We start from the raw sequence: 15,846 nt of genomic DNA, 5'->3' as shown, positions 1-15,846 counted from the left end.
AGATCCAAGTATGTCAATCACTTTGGCAACACTTCCGTAAACCGTTTAAAAGCTTCTTTATAAATACGATGATTCTCCCGAGACGGGGAAACAGGATCATCCATTGGAATAGATTCTTTTATGGAATTTAAATCGGTAACATAGCCTAGAGAGAGGAGACTAAACCATGCTGCCCCCCATGCAGAGCTTTGATGATTTTTAGGAATATATACTTCCTGACCGAACACATCAGCAAGAAGCTGCACTAAAAAGGAAGAACGGGAAAATCCACCACTTGCATAAAGGGAGTGAGATGAACCTGCTGTTCGTTCGACAGCCTGATATATGTAATAAAGATTAAACATGACTCCTTCTAACGCTGCACGAATAAGCTGCTCTTTTTTGTGCTTTAGCGTCAAATCTACATAGCCTCCACGAACGGTGTTATTCCAAAAAGGTGCTCTTTCCCCATTTAAATAAGGATGAAATATCAAGCCGTCTGATCCAGGTTCAGCCTTTTTAGCTGTATCAATTAAGAGGTCATAAGGGTTTCTTCCAATGTTCTGGGCTGTTTGAATCTCGCTTTTATCAACAAAGACGTCTTTTAGCCAATCAAAAATGATTCCACCATTATTTGTCGGTCCTCCTATTACGTATAGATCTTTTGTGACAGCGTAACAGAAAATCTCTTCCTTACTATCGATTTTAGGAGACGAGACTAATTGCCGAATGGCACCACTTGTTCCAATTGTGATTGCCGTGTTCCCATGTTCAATGGCACCAATGCCGATATTTGCTAGTGGACCGTCACTAGCACCAATGGTAAATGGAATTAGAGGAATTCCCATTTCATCGGCTATCTCCTTCTTCAAACCCTCTAGAACATAGGTAGGAGGAACGGGGTGTGATAGCTGATCTTCCGTTATTCCAGCGAAAACTAAGGCAGATGGCTCCCAAATAAGATTTTTACAGTTAAACAGACCAGTTGCAGAAGCAACAGAATAATCGACGACCCATTCATTAAACCAATGAAACAGTAAAAATTCTTTTATAGATATGTACTTAGCAGCCTTTCTATAGGGATTAAAGTTTCCTTCCTTCATCCACATCAATTTAACTAGTGGCGTCATAGGATGGCTTGGTGTCCCTGTTTTCTTATATAATTCCTTTCCTAGATCACTATCTCGCAATCGGTTAGCCTGGTCCACGCCTCGTCCATCTGCCCAAGTAATCGAATGTGTCAATGCTTCTCCATTTTCATCCACACAGATCAACGAATGCATTGCGGAGGATATGCCCACTGAAATAATCTCATGCTTGTTTATGTTACTTCTTTCGATAGATTGTCGGACTGCTTTTATTGCTGCTTTTTCAATTACGTATGGATCTTGCTCTACCCAACCCTTTTTTGGAAAAATTAAAGGATAACTTACTTCGTACTCTGAAAAAACGTCTCCCCTTTTATTGAAGAGAACGGATTTTGCACTTGTTGTTCCTATGTCTAATCCAATAACAAATTCCTTCCCCATTGTTTCACCTCTTCTATTTCTCCTGCATATTTATATAGTAGTACTTTTTTTTATGGTATGTATAGTAGGAGGAACGGTTTATAGAGAGAAGAAAATTGGTTGGTAGATAAATAAGTAACCCATTTTTGAGAAAAATTGGCGAATGATGTATACATTCCTCATTTTTCCACATACTATAGAAAAATACTTTTGAGGTGAAAAAAATGGGTCTTTTCAGTGCAATATCTGAATGGAGAACACAGCAGTACGAAAAGAGAATTTCGAAGATGGAGTCAAAAGGAATTTGTCCAGATTGTAGGGGAAAGGGCTTCAATATGTTTGCCAATGAATATTACTATTCACCTGCATATTTTGAATGCTCTGGCTGTAATGGTAGTGGTTCCTTTCAGGATTGGCAAGCATCGACTGAATAATTCCGCATATTGAATGTAGAATTAATGAAATAGTACAATATCTTCATTAAAAATGAGCTTGGATTTCGCTTATATCACTTTATCCTAAGCTCTTTTTTATGTTTATTTTAAGTTCTATTAAACCTAAACAGGGGATTTTCGTAGCTCTAGCAACAACATTGATCAAATAGATAATTCCGTTCCTGGAGCAAATTATTTTCTATACATAATTCCTTTAGCACTTATCGGTAATATTTTTACAAAAAATTACATTTATTTCATTTTCATTTATCCGTTTAACTCACTTCACTCGTTGAAAATTTTACCAAAACACACTGATGTGATATAAAAATAATAGAGTTATTATTTTTAATGTGCATTTTTGATACGATTCTTTATATAAAAAACATATTGAAAACTAAGATATTTAAGAGGTTTGAATTTTGATAGCATATTTTTTATTGAATTTTCAATCTTCACATAGGTATAAGTCTTGTAATAATAGCTTTTCGGAGGGCGGAGGTGGAAAAGTATTTTTGTGCTAGGGGAAAACAAACATAAAAGTATGATTTCACTAAACGGAAAATGTTATATTTATAATATATTTAAAGGGATGGTTACTACATTAATAAAACTTCTACATAACTTTAAAATAATACATAAGGTAATTCAAAACAATATCTATTAAGTATGTGATTATGCTAATAAATTTATTCTATCATATACCTCTAAAATAGAATTCCTTATAGCTGTAAAGGTATAAAAGTACTGAATGTTATTATTACACACCATAGTTTTAGAGGATGTGCTTCTAGTACGTTAGAACCCACCGAATTCATTCGTGTGGAGGTTCAGTGGTTGTAATTCCACATTACCTTCCAGTCATTTTCTTCTTTGGCAGCATAGGTATCTTGAATAATTTGAAAATTACCATATTTCCCTTTGTATTTTTTTGTAACAGTAACTTTATATACAGTATCTATTACTTCAGCATCCTCGGACATTCTCCAGTTTGTCTTTTTTTTCGGCCTACTCAGTGTATATGAAAAGGTATCTACCCCAAAGTGATTCATAAATACGTGATTTCGATCCTGCATGTAATTGTTTCTAGAAAATTTCTCTTTCATAAGTGGATGAAACAAGTCCCATGATGAAGAAAATCTCGATTCCTGTTCATAGCTATAAAAGGCATCTACCACATTTTTCGCCTGCTGAGATGGGGATAGAAACATAAAGAAAACCACAAGAAAAATACTGATAATAACTGTTCCACTAATGATGATGAAAGGTGCAATTGGTGCTGAACGTCTATACATATGGTGGACTACCTCCTTCAAGTGAAGGGTTGTATAATTTAATACTATTCGAACAACCTGTTGTTTATGAAACCTGATTGTAATGCGTGTGGGATTTCGAATTTGGAAGTGAACCGGGTACAGGTAGACCAGGTTCAAAAACCATGGCCCATTTTCAATAAATCTTACCATTAAAACATCAAGTATACATTGACTTATTTGTTATAATTTACATAATAGCTAGTGTATTTTCGCAATTAGTTAGTGAGGTGTTTGTTTGGAGTCAATGAGAATGAGTAAATTAGTTATGTTTTATATTGTTCCATTGGTTGTGTGGGTAGGTCTTATTTATTTTTCCTCCTCTCAACCGTACGAAAGGCAAAATGTACAACCGATTCTTCAAGAATTTGATCTAGAGTGGGTGGAGACAGTTGGTTCTAATGTTTCCTTTAAATATGGCGATTCAATTATAAGTTTACAATATCGTGATCCAGCGGCGTTTATTGAGTTTTTTATTAGAAAAGGTGCTCATTTATTCGTCTTTGCTGTTTTAGGAATTCTAGCTTATAGGCTTGCTTACATACTGATAGAAAAAAGAATGAAATCAGCTATCATAGCTTGGCTTTTTGTGACTATTTATGCATCCATTGATGAATTCAGTCAACTCCTTCATCCAAACCGTTCTGGAATGATAGAAGACGTTATTTTAGATTCTGTCGGTGGTATAATTGGAGTTGGAATAATCATATTGTGGAGAAGGAGAAACAACCGATTTAAGGTGGAAGAGAAGTGATCGGAAGTAGATGAACGTCTAGTGATTAGAAATAAAAAACAGCATTCTAGATGAAATGAAAAGGGGAGTGATTGTAGTGAAAAAGGCTTTTTTTATATTTTTAATTTCCTTTGCTAATGTAGCCTTTTTGCTGGGGTGTTCGGATGATGAAAAGGTTAATCCTGAAGACACACTAGAAGAATACATAGAGGCGTGGGAAACACATGAATACGATAGAATGGTCGCAACTCTTCATACACAATCAATAGACCTTCTTGAAGAACAGGAATGGAGCTTGCCAGAAAGGATGGGGCAGGTGTATGAGGATTTGGGAGTGGATCAAATCCAAATTACGTATGAATCACGTGATTTTGAAGAAGAAGAAATAGATTGGGAGGTTACAGAGGAGCTTCAATATCCAATCGAAATAACAATGGCCACAATTGCAGGGAATCTTCGTTATGAAACGACTATTACGTTACTGAAGAAAATAGAGGAAGACGAAAATGATGAGGAAAGAGAACAGTGGTATATTGAATGGCACCCATCACATATATTCGTTGGATTGGATTCTCCCACAGATAAAATCACTGTTTCCGCAGAGCTACCGAAAAGGGGAGAGATAGTAGATCGCAGTGGAAGAGAGCTAGCCGTTAATGGCGAAGTGTATGAGGTTGGCTTTGTTCCAAATAGAATAGATGATTTTGATCAAGCGACGGAAGATGTGGCCCGTTTATTTAACATGGATGTAGATCGAGTTAGGAATTTGGCTAATGCATATCCGAATAACCCAGATTGGTTTGCACCTGTTCAACGAATGCCATTAAGTGATGCTAGATTAGATGATCTCCTAGAAATTGGAGGTGTACTTATTAACCGAATTCCAGGAAGAGAGTACCAATATGGAGAAAGCTTAGCTCAATTAATTGGATATATTGGGCCTATTACTGCAGAAGAGTTAGAGGCACTAGAAGGTGAAGGGTATACATCTACTTCAGTTATTGGTAAACGGGGACTTGAAAGTGTATATGAAGAGAGGCTTCGAGGAGAACGAGGTGTTACGATAGCTGTTACAGATGAAGCTGGAAATACAAAGGATGTTATTATTAAGAATGAAGCTATTGATGGAGAGACTATAACATTGACGATAGATGCTGAGCTTCAAGAAATGCTAGCTAATACGATTGGTGATGATTATGGTGCTGGAGTGGTCATGAATCCAACCACTGGAGAAGTCTTAGCGTTAGTAAGTCAGCCATCCTATGATTCTAATTTCAATTATTTAAATATGAGAGATCCAAGAACGGAAGCCCTTGACGATATTAATGTGTTATATGAGAGACGTTTCCAATATGCTTATTCGCCAGGGTCTGTATTTAAGCCTTTTACTGCAGCAATTGGAATAGAGGAAGGAACGTTAGATCCAAATGAAACTATCACAATTACAGATAAATCGTGGCAGCCTGAAGGCAGTAATTGGGGAGGCTATGAGGTTGTGAGGTTTTATGATCATGTCACAAATGTTGATTTAAATACAGGAATGAAGTATTCGGACAACATTTATTTTGCCCAACAGGCGTTACATATTGGTGCAGAAAAAATGGAATCTTGGGCGGAAGTGTTTGGATTTGAAGAACCTATTCCATTTGAATTTCCCCTGTATGCGTCAAATCTAGCAAATGAATCTTTAAGCTCTGACATATTAGTTGCTGATACTGGCTACGGGCAAGGGCAAGTGCAGATGAATGTCGTTCATCTCTCAACTCTTTATACGATGTTTGTTAATGATGGATCAGTCGTTCAACCAGTTCTATTAGAAGATGAGGCAACAGGAGAATGGTGGAAGGAAGATGTTATCTCAGAACAAACGGCAGCAATTGTTTTAGACTCTATTATTTCAGTTACGAATGACCCTAATGGAACGGCATATCGAGAAAACCTCGGTTACAATCGATCCATGGCAGGAAAAACTGGAACAGCAGAGCTAAAGGATACTCGTGATAGTGAAGATGGGAAAGAGTTAGGTTGGTATGTTGCTTTAGATTACGATGAAAAGGACATACTCGTTACAATGATGATTGAACATGTGGAGGATTTAGGAGGAAGTGGATACGTTGTTGATTTAGTAAACGAATTTTTACGTTTGATAGATTAGAGATTTTGACTACAGAAGGATTAAGTGGTTTGGAAGCTCGCCCGCTGGAGTCGCTGCCCTTCACTACTGAAACATTCTTATTTTCAGGGCAGAAATCCCATGTATGTTGTAATTTCCTACAATATCTACTATTAAAAGATTTGTTTTGACTTGCTGTTTCTAGAAAACTAAACTATATCCTTCTATATGTATCTTTTAACTTATATCTACTTCGGTTATAATGAATATATATTTTTAGTTAGGGGAGAGGCGTCGGATGAGAAAATGGATCGGGATCGTTTTAATCCTTACAAGCTTTTTTTTCTTAGGTATAGGAGGTTATCAATATTTCGAGATGAATTCGAAGCAAGACGAAGCACTTCGAACGGCTCAAAGTATTGTCCATAGTGCACAACAAGATGCGTCAGAACGAGGGGATTTAGAAAGTATTTTAAGAGATTTTGAACCAGACAATGGGGATGCAATAGGGATTCTTTCTATTCCAATCCTTGATGATGAATGGCCTATTGTAGTAGGGACGTCTGATGAAGATTTAAAAGCTGGCGTTGGACACTACATTGGTACGGCCTTCCCTGGACAAGGGCGCCAAATACTATTATCCGGACATCGTGATACAGTTTTTCGTAATTTAGGAGATTTGGTTGTAGGTGATATAATTGAAGTCCAGATGGGATATGGAACGTTCAAATATGAAATACATGAAGAACCGTTTATCGTTCCTGCAGATGATCGTACGGTTATTGATTACTCCATTGATGAGGAAGTGTTAACGATTTCTACCTGTTATCCTTTTCGTTTTATTGGGGATGCTCCTGATCGGTATATCATAAATGCAAAACCAGTAAATGAGTAAATTTATAATTTAAATAAACAATGTTTGCCCCCATGTTTGCGGCTTTATAAAAGCATGCTAAATGACGTGGGGGTTACTTATGAGGATTGATTAAAAAGGGGTATTTTTATGAAGAAAGTTCTAGTAATGATGATATTTATTCTATCAATTGGTGCAGTTGTCTTTGGGAAGTTTGCCTATGATAACAAACTTGCAGAAATTGCAAATTCTGCTAAGGTTGATCATGAAACGATGGTACAGGAGCAAATCCAGCGTGAAGAGGAAGCTTTTGCAAAAAGAGAAGATGAGGAGCAAGCGTGGTTTGAGCAGCTAACGGACGGACTGCCAACCTCAATAAAAGCATTGGTTGAACAAAGATTTGATAATGATGAGATACATATTATTGCATTTGGTTCGAGAGCACTTGTGGATTCACAACGTGAAGGCATTGATCCATGGCCCCTTTTATTAGAAAAAGGGTTAAATGAAAAATATGAAAGAGACTTATTTCGTGTTGAAACGTATGAATTTGGCCAAATAACTAGCTTAGAGGTTTTGCAAGAAGAGTATCACTTAGGTGTTGCTAGATTAAATCCTGATGTTGTTATTATTGAACCTTTCCTTTGGAATGATAATGGAATTGTTTCTACAAACGATACAATAACAGCACTTTCTATTATGGTCAATGCTTTTGAAAGTAGTCATGAAGATGTAATCGTGATGGTACAGCCTCCACAGCCAGTGTTCGGAACGATGTATTATCCACAATACGTTGAGCAGTTAAGAACCTTTGTGCAGGAAGAGACAGACTATATGTATATCGATCATTGGAATGATTGGCCTGATGTTGAGGATGAAGCCCTCCATGCATATGTAGGTGAAGAACACCGAATGCCAACAGCATTGGGGCATGAAACCTGGAAAAATAGTATTAAAACATTTTTTGTGAATAACTAATTATTATTAATCACTGAAGAGGGGATGACATTTAAATCATGTCATCCCCTTATGGTATGTACTCACCTATTTTTTATCAACAAATTCCAGTAAGTAAGCTGAAAATCCTCGATAACAATTTGGACATTGAAATGGAAAGGATATTTTTTTATCTAATGCAGCAGTACGAACATCAGGGCTACTCTTCCCATAAATGCTAACTGCTATCTCATTCCATTCTTCTACCGTACTTTCATCTCCGCAGCTCGGACAACATATGTGAGTGCTACATTTTGTTTTTTTATTTTGAAAAAGTTTTAATCCTACCACTGCTCTCCTCCTTAACGACAATCGACACAATTCGATGATATTATCATTATCTAGAATAATTTGCACTTTGTTAATACTTATTTTGTATAATTGTTAAATAGTCCTATAATATAAATTTTAATAGCATAGAATTTAAAGGCTATTGACTTATGGCCTTTCTATTAGTAATTTGCTTTTACTGATTATCGCCGACCTTAGGTAACTATGATATAATCGACAATTATGTCATTAAATACTACCTTTCATCGAAAAAACGCTAGTGTAATTTATATATGGTAGCTAATCCATATTTTTTATAGGAAATAAATCACCAATTTATTGCATCAAGAATCTTCACACGAAGTTACACTAAATTTCACAATTGAGTGACAAACATATTGTTATTATATATTACAGAAGTTAGAAAATTCTATGAGTAAAATGTAGGAAAAATTATAAAGCTCAGCTGAGAAGGGATGTATGTAAATGAAAAAAATAAAGGTGCTCTTTTTCATTTACCAAATGGGAGCAGGCGGTGCAGCTCGTACGTTATTAAATATAATTAACAATTTAGATAGAAGTAGATTCTCTCCTAAACTAGTCACATTAAATTTTGATGGCTCCTACGAAACGGAATTAAGGGAAGACGTGGAATTTATAAAATTAGAGACGAGAAGATTAAGTAAGTCTATAAGTAGCTTAGCAAACATTATTAAGGAGAAGGAAATTGACGTAGTATTTAGTACGATTCCGAGAGTAAATACTATTGCAATTATAGCGAATAAACTATCTTTTTCAAAAGCAAAAAGTGTTATTCGTGAAGCAGATAATTTAGGTGGCACCTTCCGAGAAAATATGCAGCTGCTAGGATTTGGAACGATTTATAAGCTCTCTAATCAAATCGTATCCTTATCTGAAGGAGTAAAAGAAAATTTAGTAACTAAGTACAAGGTCAAACCGAAAGACATTGAAGTTATCTACAATCCAGTAGATTTGGAGCATATTCATGAAAAAATTGACAATGGTCATCTAGCCCAAGAGCATAAAGCATTTTTTGAAACAGGGGACAAAGTCATTGTGACTGCAGGTAGGCTAGTGGAGCAGAAGGATCAAAAAACTTTATTAGAAGCATTCGCTAAAGTAAATGATCAGATAAAGAGTCAATTAGTCATTCTTGGAGAAGGGCCCTTGAAGGATGCGTTGATTAAGCAAGCGACTGACCTTAAGATTAGAGACCGGGTTCACTTTGTTGGCTTTCAAAGTAATCCATACATTTATTTTCATCATGCAGACCTTTTTGTCCTTTCGTCCATACACGAAGGGTTTAGTCATGTGATTGCGGAAGCATTAGCTACAGGAACGCCTGTTGTATCTACTGATTGTAAATCTGGTCCAGCAGAAGTACTAGATAACGGAGAATTTGGTTCTCTTTGCGAGGTGGGTAATGCAACTGACTTAGCTGAAAAAATGCGGGACGTTCTCCAATTGAATAATGAGAACCGAGATGCTCTCATTAAGAAGGGCTATGAACGGGCGCAACATTTTGATGCAAAGGAAATTGTAAAGCAATATGAACAGGTTTTTCTCAGGACACTTCAAAAGTAAAGTAAAGGGAAAAACTGTAGAGGAGATGTGTTTAGGAAATGAGTAGGCAGAAAAAGGTGGTCCATTTAACAACTGTCCACCATCCGTTAGATCCAAGGATATATTATAAGGAATGTCTATCGCTACATGACGCAGGCTTTGAAGTTACCTTCATTGTTCCTGAACACGAAGATATTGATCCCAATAGCTCCATTACTATTTTGCCTTTAAAGAAGCGGAAAAATAGATTTAAAAGAATGTTCCTTTCTACTATGGAAGCTTATAAAAAAGCACGAGATCTAAAGGCAGATTATTACCATATACATGACCCAGAGCTGTTACCTGTTGCATGGCTGTTAAAGAAAAAGGGGAATGTGGTTATATATGATATCCATGAGGATTATGAAACTGCTATGCTGCAAAAGGAGTATTTAATAAAGCCACTGCGGTATGTAGCTGCAAAAATGTATAGGCTAATTGAAAAGTTCTTTTCACGAAAGCTTGAGCTTTGTTTAGCAGAGAAATATTACAAAGAAAAATATCCAAGGGGAACGTGTATATTAAATTATCCCGTTTTAAATGAAAAATTAATGAAACACGAAATTACGGAAGAACCAGCGGAGAATAAACTTATTTATACAGGGAATGTGACAATGGAACGGGGAGCAATGGAGCATGCGAAGCTCCCTTATATTGACAATAGCCTTTCTGTTTATTTTTTTGGGAAATGTCCAAGTCTCTTTGCGGCAAAAATGTATGAGACTGCTGGTGAAAGACGTAATCAACTTATTATTGAAGGAATTGATCGTTTCGTTCCAAAAGGGATTATTGAAGAAAATTATGTGTCTCATCGTTGGTTAGCAGGTGTAGCCTTATTTCCTCCATCTGAGCATTATATGAAGAAGGAATTAACGAAGTTTTTTGAATATATGAGTGCTGGCATTCCTATTATTTGCTCGGATTTTCCAAAATGGAAAGAGTTTGTTGAGGAATATGCCTGTGGTATTGCTGTTGATCCACATAATGATGCAGAAATTAAGGGAGCTCTTGATTATTTGAGGGAGAATGGGAATGCGGCAAAGAAAATGGGCAAGAATGGTAAGGAAGCCATACTTCATAAATTAAATTGGAAAATAGAAGAAAAGAAGCTCGTAGAATGGTATGATGAAATGTGGCAAAACAAATCGTCATAAGCTATTGACATTGGCGTTTTGAAAATAAAAAAGCTTCAGTAGTAGAGATCGTTCGAATGTAGCGATTCAATAAGTATTAGGATTACCTTGTTTCAGGGTAGCCTATAAATTAAACGATGGTGATAATCATGGATAATAGGAAGAACGATAATAAACCACTTATATCGATTATTACTCCTGCCTACAATTCTGAAAGGTTTATTCGTGATACAGTGGAGTCTGTATTACGGCAAACCTTTACGAATTGGGAAATGATTATTGTGGATGATTATTCGTCTGATCAAACAATCGAAATCATTAAAGAGTATATGGAGCAGGATGAAAGAATTAAACTAATTCAGCTTGAACGAAATAGTGGTCCAGCTGTAGCTCGCAATACAGCGATGGAGCATGCTCGAGGACGCTATTTTGCCTTTTTAGATAGTGATGATCAATGGCTGCCAGAAAAGTTAGAAAAGCAGCTAACATTTATGGAAGAGAATGATATTGCTTTTTCCTATACTAATTATATAAAAATTAATGAACGTGGGGAGGAAGTATGTTCAGTAGGGAACATTCCTCCTAAAGTAAATTATCACCAGCTTTTAAAGGAAAATGTTATTGGTTGCTTAACCGTGATGCTAGATACTGAAAAAACTGGAAAAGTGAAAATGGTAAATATTCGTTCTCGACAGGACTATGTATTGTGGCTTTCTATTTGTAAAAAAGGGCATACGGCATACTGCTTACAAGAAGTATTATCTGTCTATCGAGTGGTTGAAAATTCCCTATCCAGTAATAAAATCAAGATGGCAAAGCAAAACTGGAAGGTGTATCGAGAAATAGAGAAGCTCAGCCTATTAAAAAGTACATGGTATTTCCTGTTTTATGTGTATTTTAAAATAAAGAAATATAGTGTAGAGAGTTAAAATTATTTCTAGACATTTTTTTACATTGTGTGATAATAATAATGTTGGATTTGGCTAGGTGTTGTAGCATTTAACGTGATAGTAAAGAAAGAAATATATGAAATAGTAGGACAAAATTTTTATGAATTGAGTAAGGCGGTGCAAGAATAAAGATGCGCGAATATATTAGTGAAATGTTAAAACGAAAAGACCTTTTAATCTACCTTGTGAAATCGGGGTTAAAAGCAGAGCATAGAAATAGTTACTTAGGTTATTTTTGGTGGTTATTAGATCCACTTCTTAATGTACTTGTTTATTATTTCTTAGTTGTTATTATATTAGGCCGAGGCTCTGAAAACTTTAATTATGCTGTATTTCTAGTTATTGGTTTAGTTTCTTGGAGATGGATCAGTACTACATTAAATGGATCAGCTAGATCAATTACCAAGTATTCGTCTATAATTAACCAAGTCTATTTACCAAAAGCAATTTTCCCAATGACGACAACTTTTTCACAAATGTTTAATTTCTCATTTGGGTTAATTGTTGTAGCTATATTTTTAGCTATTTTTAATGTTATTCCTGGATGGCATGTTATATTTCTTCCTATAATAATATTAGTCCAACTACTGTTTTTGATGGCAGTTAGTATGTTTTTATCTTACATCTGTGTCTTTATACGTGATATTGATAATTTAATATCACATGTTGTTAGAATTACTTTTTATTCCTCCCCAATTATTTGGGAAGGTGGCCGGTTACCTGCAGAGTACAAATGGGTAGTGGACATGAATCCAGTAGCAGTAATCATTAACTCTTATCGAGATATCCTGATGTTTCACCGATTACCTGATTTTTCAGGACTTCTCATAATTAGTTTAATTTCTCTTGTGATTATTTTCTTATTGATTTTATTTTATAAAAAAAATGAACATAAAATTATTAAAGCCCTGTAATGAAATTTAATCTGTCATTTATATATTTAAAAGTGGAGTTGTAATAGATATGAATAAACAAACAAACATTTCATTAGCAGAAAAAGAAATGAAAAGAAAACATTGGAAGAACGCAATTGTATTTTGGGAGGCTGCATTGGAGGAAGAACAAGAAAACCCTCCAATTAGACCATACATCGGCCTTGGAAGAGCCTATCGAGAACTTGGCCATCTCCAAAAATCTAGGGAAATACTAGAAGACGGAATAAATATAAATAATTTAAGCTTGGAAGAGCTAAAAATTAATACTGAAAATAACGATTTACCATTTATTATCGACTTGTATAAGGAACTTTATAAAACATATCAGAGCCAATCTCATTGGGCTAAGGCAACAAATGTAGGGGAAGTTTTAGTTAAACTTGATCCAAATAATGAGTTGTTTTACCAATGGCTAGGTACGATGTATAGAAGGAGAAAAAATTCAGAATTAGCTACAATTAATATGAGAAAGAGCCTAGATCTCAAATTAAATTCAAAGCTAGATCTTGTTATTAGTCAAATAGAAGATAGTATAAATATAGGAGAAACCCCGATACAATCATCATATAAAGTGTTAGAAAGTGGAGGTAATAATTTAGGTGTAATTGAACACATAGTTGGTGAAAAGGTATATTATACTAAAATAATTGAAAAAGAAAAGATACGGAATGAAGGATTATTTTATAAGGAAATTCGAAATGACCACAAGATACTTCAACAATTTACTCCTAACTTGTTAAATATCAAGGAATATGCAGGAATTATTTTTATGACAATTGAGAAGGTAAACGGGAGTTATCCCAAAAAGTCACATATTGATGATATTTTAACTATATTTAAGGATATATCTTCACTTCGTTATGAAGATGTTATTCATTACTTCCCTCATACAAAAAAGGAGACTAAATTAGCTGGGAAACTAGGTTTAACGAATGTTTTTAGTGAATTTCACAGTAAAGAAACTAATAGTGAAGTTTTTGAATGGCTTTATTTTCAAAGAAATAAAAGAAAGTATTCTGATAAAACGGTAAATTTAATAAAAAGAATTGAACATTTGATAATGGATAATAAGCTTTACGAAATGTTGGATCCTAAAAAACATTACTCCTTTCTCCATGGAGATTTTCATACACAAAATATATTATATGATGAAAAAAATGATAAATACAGTGTAATAGATTGGGCTTATTGTGGACTTGCTCCTGTTGGTTGTGATTTAGTTAAACTGTTTAGGAGACTTAAGTTTTCATTTAAACAGATAGATATTCATTATTTATCTAATCCATCTTTTGGACAAAAATTAGAAAATATTCAAAAAATCTTTTTTGTGTATGCACTAATTCTTACATGGTTTAATGCTTTTAGTCGTAACCAGATAGAAAACCATCAAGAAGAATACCTAATCCCTGCTATTGCTTATTTGGAAAATTTAGTGCAAAAAGGACTAGGCTTTTCAGCGGAATATGAACCATTAAAAATAATAGAGGAAAAGCCAGAAAAAACACAAAAGGAAGAAGTTTTTCGTATCGAAAATTTAGGTGTATCATTTCTATCTGGGCAACGTTCTGATGACTATAAGTCACATGTTTTTAATCTTTTTCAAAAAAGTAAAAAAAGAAAGACTAGAGATTTAATTTGGCCATTGAGGAATATAGACTTGGTAGGTTACAAAGGGGAAGTGTTGGGGATTATTGGATCAAATGGTTCTGGTAAAACTACTCTTTGTAAAGTATTATCAGGAATCTTAAAACCCGATGAAGGTAAAGTAACGGTTGATGGTAGAGTTTCAGCATTGTTTTCATTAGGCATGGGCTTTAATAAAGAGCTAAGTGGACGAGAAAATGTTTATTTGAATGGTATGATGTTAGGAATTGAAAAATCAAAAATTCAACATTTTATAGAAGAAATCCGTGAATTTTCAGGAATTGGTGATTTTATTGATCAGCCTGTAAAAACGTATTCAAGTGGAATGCGAGCTAGATTGGGGTTTAGTGTGGCTTCATTTTTAGAACCAGAAATATTAATTCTGGATGAATCATTAAATACAGGAGACGAAGAATTTAGTATAAAAGCAGCTAAAAAAATGAAAGAGCTTGTGCAAAAAGCAAAGATGGTTATACTTGTTACTCATAGTTTAAAATATGCTGAAAAGAACTGCGATCGACTAGTTTGGTTAGACAAGGGTATTGTAAGAGATATTGGAGAGCCTGATTATATAATTGATGCATATCGGGAATCTATTCCATTTAGAAAACGAAAAAAGAAAAAGAAAATTGAACTTAGGAAGTTAGAACATGATGTAAAAGACTCTACTATTATAAAGGCTGATAATGTTAGTGTTTATTATAATATGAATCGAACTCAGCACTGGGCATTAAAGAATATTAATTTTGAGATTAAACAAGGTGAAGTAGTAGGAATTATTGGCCATAATGGTGCTGGTAAGAGTACACTATGTAGATTATTGACAAATATTTTATCTCCAGATGAAGGTAACTTATTTGTAGATGGTGAAACTACCGCACTTTTAGGTTATGGGACAGGCTTTAATGCTCAATTAACTGGCAGGGATAATATCTTTTTAAATGGATTGTTATTAGGTATTCCAAAGAAAAAAGTAGAAGAAAATTTTGAAGAAATAGTTAATTTTTCAGAACTTGGGAAATTTATAGATAAACCAGTAAAACAATATTCAAGTGGAATGCAATCTAGATTAGGTTTTAGTATTGCCGCAACACTGCAGCCAGACATTTTTATTATTGATGAGGCTTTATCAACAGGTGATATGGCCTTTAAACGAAAAGCTAGTGATAAAATTCAAGAAATTATGGAAAAATCAAAAGCTGTATTAATTGTCTCGCATAGTATGGGTTTCGTAGAAAAAGTGTGTACTCGAGCTATTTGGGTTAATAAAGGTGAAATATTGTTTGATGGAGACCCAAATGAAGCAATAGAACGATACAAACAACATGTAAAGGAATTAAGAATGAATTAAACAGGAATACA

The 15,846-nt window shown here is 34.7% G+C and carries 13 protein-coding genes; 10 read left to right on the top strand and 3 right to left on the bottom strand.

The window, feature by feature from the left end; genetic code table 11:
• Positions 1-17: 17 nt before the first annotated feature.
• Positions 18-1,508 carry a gluconokinase gene (locus tag QA612_RS04350; RefSeq protein WP_278282540.1) on the bottom strand — a complete coding sequence of 497 codons (1,491 nt, stop codon included), beginning with the start codon at positions 1,506-1,508 and terminating at the stop codon, positions 18-20.
• A 203-nt stretch (positions 1,509-1,711) separates the two neighbouring features.
• Between QA612_RS04350 and QA612_RS04345 the strand changes: the two genes are divergently transcribed.
• Entirely contained in the window at positions 1,712-1,921 is a 210-nt protein-coding gene (locus tag QA612_RS04345) for a methionine aminopeptidase (RefSeq protein WP_278282539.1), read from the top strand.
• Positions 1,922-2,751: 830 nt separating this feature from the next.
• On the opposite strand, the gene QA612_RS04340 is transcribed toward QA612_RS04345, so the two are convergent.
• Entirely contained in the window at positions 2,752-3,216 is a 465-nt protein-coding gene (locus QA612_RS04340; RefSeq protein WP_278282538.1) for a hypothetical protein, read from the bottom strand.
• A 271-nt stretch (positions 3,217-3,487) separates the two neighbouring features.
• Here QA612_RS04340 and QA612_RS04335 point away from each other — a divergent pair, with 271 nt between their 5' ends.
• From QA612_RS04335 to QA612_RS04320, 4 genes are all read left to right on the top strand, one after another.
• The gene (locus QA612_RS04335; protein WP_278282537.1) at positions 3,488-3,988 is read left to right on the top strand and encodes a VanZ family protein; all 501 of its coding nucleotides are present in this window, start codon (positions 3,488-3,490) and stop codon (positions 3,986-3,988) included.
• 76 nt (positions 3,989-4,064) lie between these two features.
• Positions 4,065-6,122: a penicillin-binding transpeptidase domain-containing protein gene (locus QA612_RS04330; protein WP_278282536.1), complete on the top strand. Its 2,058-nt coding sequence runs from the start codon at positions 4,065-4,067 to the stop codon at positions 6,120-6,122.
• Positions 6,123-6,378: 256 nt separating this feature from the next.
• Entirely contained in the window at positions 6,379-6,975 is a 597-nt protein-coding gene (locus tag QA612_RS04325; protein ID WP_278282535.1) for a class D sortase, read from the top strand.
• 108 nt (positions 6,976-7,083) lie between these two features.
• Entirely contained in the window at positions 7,084-7,911 is an 828-nt protein-coding gene (locus QA612_RS04320) for a hypothetical protein (protein ID WP_278282534.1), read from the top strand.
• 66 nt (positions 7,912-7,977) lie between these two features.
• Here QA612_RS04320 and QA612_RS04315 read toward each other — a convergent pair whose 3' ends face one another.
• Positions 7,978-8,220 carry a CpXC domain-containing protein gene (locus QA612_RS04315; protein ID WP_278282533.1) on the bottom strand — a complete coding sequence of 81 codons (243 nt, stop codon included), beginning with the start codon at positions 8,218-8,220 and terminating at the stop codon, positions 7,978-7,980.
• A gap of 465 nt (positions 8,221-8,685) precedes the next feature.
• Here QA612_RS04315 and QA612_RS04310 point away from each other — a divergent pair, with 465 nt between their 5' ends.
• The 5 genes from QA612_RS04310 to QA612_RS04290 all read left to right on the top strand — a co-directional run bounded on the left by QA612_RS04310 (position 8,686) and on the right by QA612_RS04290 (position 15,835).
• Positions 8,686-9,804, top strand: a complete 1,119-nt coding sequence (locus QA612_RS04310; protein WP_278282532.1) for a glycosyltransferase — start codon at positions 8,686-8,688, stop codon at positions 9,802-9,804.
• Between the two features lie 38 nt (positions 9,805-9,842).
• On the top strand, positions 9,843-10,976 hold the full coding sequence (locus tag QA612_RS04305; RefSeq protein ID WP_278282531.1) for a glycosyltransferase: 1,134 nt from the start codon (positions 9,843-9,845) through the stop codon (positions 10,974-10,976).
• A 128-nt stretch (positions 10,977-11,104) separates the two neighbouring features.
• Entirely contained in the window at positions 11,105-11,884 is a 780-nt protein-coding gene (locus QA612_RS04300; RefSeq protein ID WP_278282530.1) for a glycosyltransferase family 2 protein, read from the top strand.
• 152 nt (positions 11,885-12,036) lie between these two features.
• Positions 12,037-12,819 (top strand): ABC transporter permease, encoded by a 783-nt coding sequence (locus QA612_RS04295; RefSeq protein ID WP_278282529.1) that lies wholly within the window; start codon positions 12,037-12,039, stop codon positions 12,817-12,819.
• A gap of 265 nt (positions 12,820-13,084) precedes the next feature.
• The gene (locus QA612_RS04290) at positions 13,085-15,835 is read left to right on the top strand and encodes an ATP-binding cassette domain-containing protein (protein WP_278282528.1); all 2,751 of its coding nucleotides are present in this window, start codon (positions 13,085-13,087) and stop codon (positions 15,833-15,835) included.
• Positions 15,836-15,846 lie beyond the last annotated feature (11 nt).

It is taken from the genome of Evansella sp. AB-P1 (assembly GCF_029688925.1).
Lineage (GTDB): Bacteria > Bacillota > Bacilli > Bacillales > Salisediminibacteriaceae > Evansella.
Note: the sequence above shows the minus strand (reverse complement) of the source record. Positions and strands in the feature narration are given on the sequence as shown.

Bases quoted from the DNA above. Each gene is read 5' to 3' on its own strand.
- QA612_RS04350 (WP_278282540.1), bottom strand. From the start codon at position 1,508: ATGGGGAAGGAATTTGTTATTGGATTAGACATAGGAACAACAAGTGCA.
- QA612_RS04345 (WP_278282539.1), top strand. From the start codon at position 1,712: ATGGGTCTTTTCAGTGCAATATCTGAATGGAGAACACAGCAGTACGAA.
- QA612_RS04340 (WP_278282538.1), bottom strand. From the start codon at position 3,216: ATGTATAGACGTTCAGCACCAATTGCACCTTTCATCATCATTAGTGGA.
- QA612_RS04335 (WP_278282537.1), top strand. From the start codon at position 3,488: ATGAGTAAATTAGTTATGTTTTATATTGTTCCATTGGTTGTGTGGGTA.
- QA612_RS04325 (WP_278282535.1), top strand. From the start codon at position 6,379: ATGAGAAAATGGATCGGGATCGTTTTAATCCTTACAAGCTTTTTTTTC.
- QA612_RS04320 (WP_278282534.1), top strand. From the start codon at position 7,084: ATGAAGAAAGTTCTAGTAATGATGATATTTATTCTATCAATTGGTGCA.
- QA612_RS04310 (WP_278282532.1), top strand. From the start codon at position 8,686: ATGAAAAAAATAAAGGTGCTCTTTTTCATTTACCAAATGGGAGCAGGC.
- QA612_RS04305 (WP_278282531.1), top strand. From the start codon at position 9,843: ATGAGTAGGCAGAAAAAGGTGGTCCATTTAACAACTGTCCACCATCCG.
- QA612_RS04300 (WP_278282530.1), top strand. From the start codon at position 11,105: ATGGATAATAGGAAGAACGATAATAAACCACTTATATCGATTATTACT.
- QA612_RS04295 (WP_278282529.1), top strand. From the start codon at position 12,037: ATGCGCGAATATATTAGTGAAATGTTAAAACGAAAAGACCTTTTAATC.